A 2,875-nucleotide genomic window follows, 5' to 3' on the forward strand; every position below is an offset into this window, starting at 1 on the left:
CAGGCCCAGCGCGTAGGACACCCGGCCCGACACCACGCTGGAGGCGTTGCCGGTGAGCAGGTGGCCCTCGGAGCTCTCCGCCCCGCCGCCCCTGCCGTAGTTGCTGTTCCACGCGCCGATGTAGACGCCGACGTCCTTGCCGCGCAGCGAACCCGGGTCGATCCCGGCCCGCTCCAGCGCGCCCCAGGAGCACTCCAGCAGCCGCTGCTGCGGGTCCATGGACAGCGCCTCACGCGGGGAGATCCCGAAGAAGGCCGCGTCGAACTCTCCCGCGTCGTACAGGAAACCGCCCTCGCGGGCATAGCACGTGCCCGGCTCGTCGGGGTCGGGGTCGTACAGCTTCTCCAGGTCCCAGCCCCGGTCGCCGGGGAAGCCGGCCACCGCGTCGGCGCCGCCGTCGAGCAGCGCCCAGAACTCCTCGGGCGACCGGACCCCTCCGGGGTACCGGCACCCCATGCCGACGATCGCGACCGGCTCGGAGTTCTTCGCCTCCGCTCGCTGCCAACGCTCCGTCACATCGGCCAGGTCGGCGGTGACCCGCCGGAGGTAGGTGCGGAGTTTCTGCTCGTCCCCCATGGAGAGTCCCGTCCTTTTCGCGTGGTGGTCGACAGAGGTCACGAACGGCCGAACTTGGCGTCGATGAAGGAGAAGAGATCGTCGTCGCTGACGTCGGCGACCTGTTCTCGGGACGCGGCCTGGCCGACGCCCTGGAGCTGGTCCCACCGGTCCAGCAGGGCCCGCAGCCGCGCGGTGAGCGCCGCCCGGTCGCGGGCGTCCGGCACGGCCCGCGGGAGGGCGTCCGCGGTCAGCGACGCGACGGTGGACTCCAGCCGGGCCAGGTCCGCGAACACGGCGGACCGGGCGGGGAGCTCGTCGAAGCCGAGCCGGGAGCCCAGGTACGCGGCGAGCGCCGTGGACGTGGGGTGGTCGAAGACCAGGGCGGCCGGCAGGGCCAGACCGGTGGCGGCGGCCAGCCGGTTGCGCAGCTTGACCGCGGTGAGCGAGTCGAAGCCCAGCTCGCGGAACGGCCGGTCGACCGGCACGGCGTCCGCGCCGGGGTGCCCGAGCACCGCCGCGGCCTGCGCCCGCACCTCGGTGAGCAGGGCGCGGCGCCGTTCGTCGCCGGACAGCCCCGCCAGCGTGGCGGCGAGGTCCGGGGTGGCCGGCTCGGCCGCGTCCGGCGTGGGGCGTGCCTCGGGGATGTCGCCGATCAGCGGCCGGGTGCGCGCGGAGGCGAACCGCGGTGCGAACGTCCGCCAGTCGATGTCGGCGACGACGAGCGTGCCCTCGTCGCGGTCCACGGCCTGGTGCAGGGCGGCGAGCGCGGTCGCGGGCTCCATGAACCGCAGTCCCTGCCTGCCCCACCACTCCTCGCCGGCGCCCGCGGCCATGCCGTCGCCGGCCCAGGCGCCCCACGCGACGCAGGTGGCCGCCCGCCCCCGGCTCCTGCGCTCTTCGGCCAGCGCGTCGAGGGAGGCGTTGGCGGCCGCGTAGGCGCCCTGCGCGCCGCTGCCCCACACGCCCGCGCCGGAGGAGAACAGGACGAAGGCGTCCACGTCGCCGAGCAGTTCGTCGAGGTTGCGGGCCCCGGCCACCTTGGCCCGCAGCACCGCCGCCATCTCCTCGCAGTCGGTGTCCAGCAGCCGCGCGGCGTGCCCGGAGCCGGCGGCGTGCACGACCGTACGGATCGGCGGGCCGTCCGCCCGCACGCGGTCGAGGAGCCCGGCGAGCGCGGCCCGGTCCGCCACGTCGCAGGCCGCGACCGTCACCCGTACGCCCTGCGCGGTGAGGTCGTCGCGCAGGCGGTCCGCGCCGTCCGCCTCCGGTCCGCGGCGGCTGACCAGCACCAGGTGCCGTACGCCCGCGTCCGCCAGCCAGCGGGCCACGTGCCCGCCCAGGCCACCGGTGCCGCCGGTGACCAGCGCGGCGCCGCGGGGCCGCCAGGCGGGGGGCGGCGCGCCGTCCGGCAGGGGTGCGCGCACGAGCCTGCGGCCCAGCAGTCCCGCGCGGGGCCGCAGCGCGAGCTGGTCCTCTCCCTCGTCGGCCGCCAGCACGGCGGCGAACAGCTCGGCCCCGCGCGCGTCGAGGTCGGCGGGCAGGTCGAGCAGCCCGCCCCACAGCTCCGGGTGCTCCAGGCCCGCCACGCGGGCGACGGCCCACAGCTGCGCGGCGTGCGCGGCGCCGGCCGGATCGTCCGGGGTCGCGGCGACGCCGCCGCGGGTCAGCGTCCACAGCGGCGCCCGTACGGCGGCGTCGGAGAGCGCCTGGACGAGCAGGACGGTGCCCGCCACCGCGTCGGGCAGGACATCGTGGCCGGGGTGGGCCGCGCCGCTCAGCCCGAGTACGGACACCAGGCAGGCGGGTGGGTCCGCGGCCAGGCGGCTGGACAGCGCCGCACGGGTCTCTCCGGTCTCCCCGGTCTCTCCGGTCTCTCCGGTCTCCCCGGGGGCCAGTACAAGCCGGTAGGGCTCGGCGCCGTGGCCGCGCAGTGCCGCGCACACCCAGTCGGCGGCCGGGTCGTCCTCGTACCCCGCGGGCAGGACGACGGCCCAGCGGCCGGACAGCGCCGGGGAGTGCGGCGGCGCGGCGACGGGCCGCCACACGACCCGGTACCGCCAGCTGTCCACCGCCGCCTTCCGCCGCCGGTCCCGGTGCCACCCGGACAGCGCCGGAAGCAGCTGCCCGAGCGGCGTGCGGAGATCGGGCCGCTCCTCCCGGGCCGAGCCGCGCAGCAGGTCCGCCAGCAGGTCGGCGTCACCCTGCTCGACGGCGGCCCAGAACGCGCCGTCGTGCTCGCCGGCGGGGGCGCGCCGCGCCGACTCCGGGGCCTCCAGCCAGTACCGCCGGTGCTGGAAGGGGTAGGTGGGCAGGGCGA

At 77.4% G+C, this 2,875-nt stretch carries 2 protein-coding genes; both read right to left on the minus strand.

The window, feature by feature from the left end; translation table 11 throughout:
* The coding region (locus tag RKE29_RS29060) for a beta-ketoacyl synthase N-terminal-like domain-containing protein (protein ID WP_312008697.1) at positions 1–576 on the minus strand (576 nt) is incomplete at its 3' end.
* 38 nt (positions 577–614) lie between these two features.
* Positions 615–2,875 (minus strand): SDR family NAD(P)-dependent oxidoreductase (locus RKE29_RS29065; RefSeq protein WP_312008698.1); only part of this gene is annotated, 2,261 nt, incomplete at its 5' end.

The sequence above is a fragment of the Streptomyces sp. B1866 genome, from assembly GCF_031932565.1.
Classification (GTDB): Bacteria; Actinomycetota; Actinomycetes; order Streptomycetales; family Streptomycetaceae; genus Streptomyces.